A 6,330-nucleotide genomic window follows, 5' to 3' on the forward strand; every position below is an offset into this window, starting at 1 on the left:
CAACATATCACTAAGATCATTACCATCAGTTGCTGGTGATAACTAGCTTTACGTAATTGCGTTTTTAAAAGGTAAATAGAGCTGAGGCTTGCAAGTGACACAAAGTGTATAAACAAACTCACAGGTGCAAGTGTCAGCCAAGGGTCTGTATGGAGTAATGGTGAAAAGGTTAAAATAATTGCCAACAGCTGCCCAACTATAATAACTGCCAGCAGTGCTCTATCATTAAGTAAGCTTGCTAATAAATCACCTTTAATTTGACTCATTGAAATCATTAGCAAGCCTTATAATTATCTCAATTCAGCGGGTACCGCAAAAATGATATTTTCTTCTTCCCCTGGGTTTTCAATAGCTTCTGTACCACCCCAAGTTTTCAGTTGTTCAACAACTTGTTGTACTAATACCTCTGGTGCAGATGCTCCCGCAGTTACACCAACCGTATTGATACCTTCAAACCAACTTTGTTCCATAACAGATGCATCATCAATCAAGTGTGCTGGTGTTCCCACTTTTGCACTTAATTCGCGTAGTCGGTTCGAGTTTGAACTATTCTTAGCGCCAACAACCAAAACCAAGTCAGCTTTATCAGCTAAGTCACGCACCGCATCCTGGCGGTTTTGTGTTGCATAGCAAATATCGTCTTTACGAGGGCCATGAATATTAGGGAATTTTGCTCGTAGTGCATCAATCACATCGGCAGTATCATCCACAGACAGTGTTGTTTGGCTGCAATAAAACAGGTTATTTGGGTCTTTTACTGATAAAGTCGCAACATCATCAGGCGTTTCAACCAAATAAATACCGCCTTCATCATTATCGTACTGACCCATTGTGCCTTCCACTTCAGGGTGGCCATGGTGCCCGATTAACACGCATTCAGTACCTTTACGACTCGCGCGCGTTACTTCCATATGCACTTTAGTCACCAGTGGGCAAGTTGCGTCAAATACTTTTAGCTCGCGACGTTTGGCTTCTTGTCTTACGGCTTGAGATACACCATGTGCACTAAAAATAACAATATTATCATCAGGCACTTGGTGAAGTTCTTCAACAAAAATGGCGCCACGGTCTTTTAAACGATTTACTACATATTTGTTATGTACCACTTCATGGCGTACATAAATCGGTGGTTTAAATAAATCTAGCGCGCGTTCAACTATGCTGATTGCTCTATCAACACCAGCACAAAAGCCACGAGGGTTTGCCAATAAAATTTTCATTAGTTTCGCACTTCTAAAATTTCAACTTCAAACTCAACGTGTTGACCCGCTAATGGGTGATTAAAGTCAACCGTAACAGAGTCACCTGCAACTTCGCGAATTAAACCAGGTAAGTCGGTGCCATCCGGTTGTGTAAACGCAATAATCGCACCTACTTCAGCAGGTGTATCAGCACCAAACTTAGTGCGGTCAACATAATAAATATTATCTGGGTTTGGCATACCAAACGCATCTTCAGGTGCTAGCTTAAAACTTTTTTCATCACCAGCTGATAAACCAAGCAAACACTTTTCAAAGTTTGCCGTTAAGCTACCATCACCCATTACAAGTTTAGCTGGTTTGTTGTGCACTTTGGTTGAGTCTGCAGCCGAACCATCTTCTAACTTAATCGAAAAGTGGAAAATAACTTCTGAGTTCTCACTAATCTTTAAATCTGTCATTTATCGCTCTCTTTTTGCTCAAAAAACGCATCAAGTAACAGCAACGCTGCGCCTATACTGATTGCTACATCAGCGATATTAAACACAGGGAAATCATATTGCTGATAATATACATGAAGAAAATCTATTACGTATCCATGTACTAAGCGATCAATCAAATTACCAATTGCACCTGCCAAAACTAATGCATACGCACTACACAGTAATTTATTAGTTGCTGGTAATTTCTTTAACCAATAAATCAGCAGCACACTTATAGTCACTGCAATCGTACTAAAAAAGTACTTTTGCCAGCCACCTGCTTCACTTAAAAAGCTAAATGCAGCTCCGTAATTATGCACATAAGTGAAATTGAAGACGGGCAAAATATCAATTGTTTGGTAGAGCGACATTTCTGTACTTACTACCCATTTAGATATTTGGTCAAGTGCCAGCAAAAAGATGCTGAGCACTAACCAAATAAGACCACTACGTCCTTTGAACACGCCTATCCCCTAAGCAAATTGACGAACTTCACCTTCGCCATCTACGTTAGTTACACAGCGGCCACAAATATCTTTGTGTTCTTCATGAGTGCCTACATCATCACAGTAATGCCAACAACGTTCGCATTTTTCAGCCGACGTTGCTGCAACAGCAATAAATAGACCTTCAATATCACTTGCCACAGCATCTGCTGGACGATTTTCTTTGCTTTCAACAACCGCTTTAGATGTTAATAATACAAAGCGTAGTTCATCACCTAGGGCAGCTAATTGCTCTTCCAGTGATTTACCTACATAAAGTGTCACTTCCGCTTGTAGCGTCGCACCAATCTTCTCTTCTTTACGTGCAGTTTCAAGAACTTTGTTCACCTCTGCACGTACTTCGAGTAGCTGCTGCCAGAAGTTGTTATCAAGCTTCGCTGAATCAGCTTTAACCAGACCTTGGTACCACTCACCTGTAAATACAAACTCATCGCGTTTGCCAGGCAGTACTTGCCAAATTTCTTGTGCTGTAAAGCTCATAATTGGCGCCATCCAACGAGTCATTGCTTCAGCGATATGATAAAGCGCTGTTTGACATGAACGACGTGCAACACTGTCAGCTTTTGCTGTGTACTGGCGATCTTTGATCACATCTAAGTAGAATGAACCTAATTCAACAGTACAGAAGTTCATTAGTTTTTGCGTAACTACCAGCATTTGATATTCGTCATATGCTGCAATTAGCTCATCTTGTAATACCGCTGCACGGTCTAAAATCCAACGGTCAAGCGCAACCATATCATCTGCTGCAACCATGTCAGTTTCTGGATTGAAACCGTTTAAGTTTGCTAATAGGTAACGTGCAGTATTACGAATACGACGGTAGCGATCTGCAGAACGTTTGAAAATCTCATCAGAAACCGTCATTTCAGCTGTGTAATCCGTTGATGCAACCCATAGACGTAAGATATCTGCACCCATCTTGTTCATAATGTCTTGTGGTGAGATAACATTACCAAGTGACTTCGACATCTTGCGACCATTTTGGTCAACAGTAAAACCATGAGTTAGTACTTGCTTATAAGGTGCATGACCGTTAATCGCAACTGATGTCATCATTGACGACATAAACCAACCACGGTGTTGGTCAGAACCCTCAAGGTATAAATCAGCAGGACCCGTTAAATCTTCACGTGCATCAACCACACATGCGTGTGTCACACCTGAGTCAAACCAAACGTCTAGCGTATCTTGTACTTTAACGTATTGCTCTGCATCAGCTGCACTTAATAGTTCTGTTGTTTCTAGGTCATACCACGCTTGGATGCCCTTTTCTTCGACTTTAACAGCAACTTGTTCGATTAATTCAGCAGTATTTGGGTGTAAGCTACCCGTATCTTTATCAACAAATAGTGCAATTGGAACACCCCACGTACGCTGACGCGAAATACACCAATCAGGGCGGCCTTCAACCATGTTCGCAATACGGCTTTCGCCCCACTCTGGTAACCACTGAGTCTTTTTAATTTCGTTTAATGAATCTTGACGTAAGTTAGCCTGATCCATGCTAACAAACCACTGTGGTGTTGCACGGAAAATGATTGGCGTTTTATGGCGCCAACAATGTGGGTAACTGTGATTAAGAGCATGGTGGTGCATTAACGCACCTTTTTCAGTTAATACGTCAATTACGCTAGCATTCGCTTTAAATACGTGTTGGCCTGCAAAAAGCTCTGTGTCAGGTAAGTAAACACCATTTGCACCCACTGGGTTTGCAACTTCTAAGTTGTACTGCTGACCAACCACAAAGTCTTCTTGACCGTGGCCTGGAGCGGTATGCACTGCACCTGTACCAGAATCAGTTGTTACGTGCTCACCTAAAATTACAGGTACTGTGAAATCATAGAATGGGTGATTAGTTTGCAGTAATTCAAGATCAGAACCTTGGCAATAACCAAGTGCATGGAACTTATCAACGCCGTAACGATCCATTGCATCTTTTACAAGATCAGATGCTAATACTAAACGTTGTTTGCCTTGCTCTGTTTCAACCTGTACTAGGCTGTATTCAAGACCAGCATGTACTGCAACAGCACGGTTAGCAGGAAGCGTCCATGGAGTTGTTGTCCAGATAACAATGCTGATATCGCCTTCACCTTCATGACCATCTGCTAAATTAAATTTAGAGATAAGTGCTGCTTCATCAACAAAAGTAAACTTAACGTCAATTGCAGGTGATTGCTTATCTTGGTATTCAACTTCTGCTTCAGCAAGTGCCGAACCACAATCAGTACACCAATGAACAGGCTTAGAACCTTTGTGTAGGTGACCATTTTTAATGATGCGACCAAGCACGCGAATTGCGTTTGCTTCGAAATCGAAGTTCATTGTTAAGTATGGCTTATCCCAATCGCCAAACACACCTAAGCGTTTAAAGTCAGCCTTTTGACCTTCAACTTGCTTCTTCGCGTATTCACGACATTTCTCGCGGAATTCTGCAACAGATACTTTTTTACCAGGCTTGCCTACTTTCTTTTCTACTTGTAGTTCAATTGGTAAACCATGACAGTCCCAACCCGGCACATATGGCGCATCAAAGCCAGATAACGTCTTAGACTTAATAATAATGTCTTTAAGAATTTTATTTACAGAGTGACCTAAGTGAATATCGCCATTTGCGTACGGAGGGCCGTCGTGCAAAATGAATGATTTCTTGCCTTTTTTAGCGGTGCGAATTTGACCATATAAGTCTTTCTCGTACCAAGATTTAAGCATTTGTGGTTCGCGTTGTGCTAAGTTACCACGCATTGGAAACTCAGTTTCCGGCAAATTTAAGGTATGTTTGTAGTCGCTCATTTAATTCTACTTTCCGTATCGGCTACTAAATTAAATCAAAATAGGCTTTTGCAGCTTCAACATCACAAGCAATTTGTGCTGTTAACTCTGAAAAGCTATCAAACTTTTTTTCATCTCGAAGTTTATGCACAGGTGCTACTTCGATAATCTGACCATAAAGATCACGATTAAAATCAAATAGGTGCGCTTCTAAAAGGGTGCGCTTGCCGTTAAAGGTAGGTTTAATACCTATATTAGCAACCCCATAATAAATCTTGTCTGCCACTGTGACTTGAACACAGTAAACACCACTTAGCGGACTCACTTGTCGCTTTAGCGGAATATTCGCAGTTGGAAAACCAAGCTCACGCCCTTTTTTCCAACCATGTGCCACTTTGCCAATCACGCTGTATGGTCTGCTAAGCATTTCATTTGCCAGTGCAATTTCGCCATTGCTCAGCGCGATGCGAATTGCAGTACTGCTAACACGACAATCTTGTTGACGTAAGCTTGCTGTACTTTTCACTTTAAAACCATACTGAGCGCCGCTTGTTTGCAGCATCTCGTAGTTACCCGTACGGCCTTTACCAAAACGGAAATCATCACCTACGGTAAGCGCAGTTACACCCAGTTTTTCAACTAAAATGTGCTCGACAAATTCTGCTGCAGATTGATTTGCAAAGGTTTCATTAAACTTAATGCAGATCACACGTTCCACACCAAGCTTAGATAGCAATGCCAATTTATCTCGCAAGCGCGTTAATCGCGCTGGCGCATCACTTTTTCTGAAATATTCTTGAGGTTGAGGTTCAAAAATCATTACCGTACTTGGTAATTGATACTCTTTTGCATCTTGGATTAGCCCCTTGATAACCGCCTGATGCCCTAAATGCACACCATCAAAATTACCAATAGTTAATACACAGCCTTTGTGTTTCGGCCTTATATTGTGTATACCGCGGATTAACTCCATTACGTACTAAGAAACCTCAAAAAAAGTGAATTCAAATTTAAGCGCCCGATTATAGACTTTTTTTACTCGATTATCAGTTAATATTTTTTATTTGTCTGAATCGCACACCCATTAATAACAAGAGTGCAAAATAAACAACGACAGCAGATACAATAAATCCACTCAACAGTAACACTTGCTTTGTAAATCCTTGCTGTTGCCAAACAAAATACTCTTGTAATTGATACACAGCAACAAACATCAAAGCACTTGAAATAAGGCATTTAATAAAAAACCAAATAGTGTCTTTTGATACGCGGTAAACCTGCTGTTTTTGTAAAAAATAATAAAGCAAAATTGCGTTACAGGTTGCTGAAAGTGAGGTTGCAAGTGCCAACCCTAAATAACCAAAAATA

The 6,330-nt window shown here is 40.9% G+C and carries 7 protein-coding genes; all 7 read right to left on the reverse strand.

Going from position 1 to position 6,330, the window contains the following annotated elements; translation table 11 throughout:
* Positions 1 to 275, reverse strand: a 275-nt coding sequence (locus ON073_RS19735; protein ID WP_446728549.1) for a hypothetical protein, incomplete at its 3' end; no start/stop codon positions are given.
* A gap of 15 nt (positions 276 to 290) precedes the next feature.
* A complete protein-coding gene (gene ispH / locus ON073_RS19740; protein ID WP_274763585.1) occupies positions 291 to 1,220 on the reverse strand; it encodes a 4-hydroxy-3-methylbut-2-enyl diphosphate reductase in 930 nt (309 codons plus the stop codon).
* Positions 1,220 to 1,660, reverse strand: coding sequence for an FKBP-type peptidyl-prolyl cis-trans isomerase (gene fkpB, locus ON073_RS19745; protein ID WP_274763586.1), 441 nt, complete (start codon positions 1,658 to 1,660; stop codon positions 1,220 to 1,222). The genes ispH and fkpB overlap by 1 nt, the downstream gene beginning before the upstream one ends.
* Complete coding sequence (gene lspA, locus ON073_RS19750; protein ID WP_274763587.1) at positions 1,657 to 2,145, reverse strand: signal peptidase II; 489 nt, start codon at positions 2,143 to 2,145, stop codon at positions 1,657 to 1,659. Before lspA ends, fkpB begins: the two co-directional genes overlap by 4 nt.
* Positions 2,146 to 2,154: 9 nt before the next feature.
* Positions 2,155 to 4,983 (reverse strand): isoleucine--tRNA ligase, encoded by a 2,829-nt coding sequence (ileS, locus tag ON073_RS19755; RefSeq protein WP_274763588.1) that lies wholly within the window; start codon positions 4,981 to 4,983, stop codon positions 2,155 to 2,157.
* A 25-nt stretch (positions 4,984 to 5,008) separates the two neighbouring features.
* Positions 5,009 to 5,935 (reverse strand): bifunctional riboflavin kinase/FAD synthetase, encoded by a 927-nt coding sequence (gene ribF / locus ON073_RS19760; RefSeq protein WP_274763590.1) that lies wholly within the window; start codon positions 5,933 to 5,935, stop codon positions 5,009 to 5,011.
* 73 nt (positions 5,936 to 6,008) lie between these two features.
* Positions 6,009 to 6,330 (reverse strand): lipid II flippase MurJ (locus tag ON073_RS19765; protein ID WP_274763591.1); only part of this gene is annotated, 322 nt, incomplete at its 5' end.

The sequence above is a fragment of the Pseudoalteromonas sp. G4 genome, assembly GCF_028875915.1.
Lineage (GTDB): Bacteria > Pseudomonadota > Gammaproteobacteria > Enterobacterales > Alteromonadaceae > Pseudoalteromonas.

Excerpts from the sequence above, each read along its gene's own strand:
- ispH (WP_274763585.1), bottom strand. The coding sequence starts at position 1,220 with ATGAAAATTTTATTGGCAAACCCTCGTGGCTTTTGTGCTGGTGTTGAT.
- fkpB (WP_274763586.1), bottom strand. The coding sequence starts at position 1,660 with ATGACAGATTTAAAGATTAGTGAGAACTCAGAAGTTATTTTCCACTTT.
- ileS (WP_274763588.1), bottom strand. The coding sequence starts at position 4,983 with ATGAGCGACTACAAACATACCTTAAATTTGCCGGAAACTGAGTTTCCA.
- ribF (WP_274763590.1), bottom strand. The coding sequence starts at position 5,935 with ATGGAGTTAATCCGCGGTATACACAATATAAGGCCGAAACACAAAGGC.